Origin of the sequence: Pseudomonas sp. HMSC063H08 (assembly GCF_001813645.1) — a bacterium.
Lineage (GTDB): Bacteria > Pseudomonadota > Gammaproteobacteria > Pseudomonadales > Pseudomonadaceae > Pseudomonas > Pseudomonas aeruginosa.
In genome coordinates this window covers 1-464 of sequence record NZ_KV813610.1, presented here as the reverse complement: position 1 = coordinate 464, position 464 = coordinate 1, and the positions used below count along the sequence as shown (strand labels likewise).

At 60.1% G+C, this 464-nt stretch carries 2 protein-coding genes; both read right to left on the bottom strand.

All coding sequences use genetic code 11. The annotated features are described in order from the left end of the window. Nucleotides 1–112: 112 nt before the first annotated feature. On the bottom strand, nt 113–361 hold the full coding sequence (locus tag HMPREF2924_RS28865; protein WP_016254076.1) for an ICE element conjugation transcription factor TprA: 249 nt from the start codon (nt 359–361) through the stop codon (nt 113–115). Nucleotides 362–363: 2 nt separating this feature from the next. Continuing rightward, a partial coding sequence (locus tag HMPREF2924_RS36680; protein WP_234026664.1) for a hypothetical protein occupies nt 364–464 on the bottom strand: 101 nt, incomplete at its 5' end.

Here is a 464-nt window from a genome sequence, read left to right as displayed (position 1 = left end):
ATGGGCGTGTCGCTGATCGGGTCCGACAACTGCTCCAGAACCTTGGGCGGCGCGGTAAAACCAGGGGCAAGTAGCCGGTCTTTCAGATCTTGCGGGTTGATCTTGGCCATACTCATGCCTCCGCCACCTGAGGCGTGTTCGCCGCCGCCAGCTCAGCCTGCAGGCGCTGGTTCTTGGCGAAGAGTTCGTCGACCATTCGGTTTGCTCGCGCGAGTTCTTCTTCGAGCGCGTTGCTGCGCTCCAGTCGGTAGACGATCTCGCTGTTGGCCGAACGGTGGTTATCCGCGGCTTTTTGCTTTAGCTGATCGCGCAAGCCCAAGGGCATACGGACAACGAACTTATCTTCGGTTTCTCGGGCCATGGTCATTCTCCAATTTGGGCCTTGCGCCGCTTGAGCTGGTCGCGGAGTTGAGTGGGGAGGCTGCTGATCTGCAGCGTGTCGCGCTCCTCGTCGTACTCGATCC

Excerpts from the sequence above, each read along its gene's own strand:
- HMPREF2924_RS28865 (WP_016254076.1), bottom strand. The coding sequence starts at position 361 with ATGGCCCGAGAAACCGAAGATAAGTTCGTTGTCCGTATGCCCTTGGGC.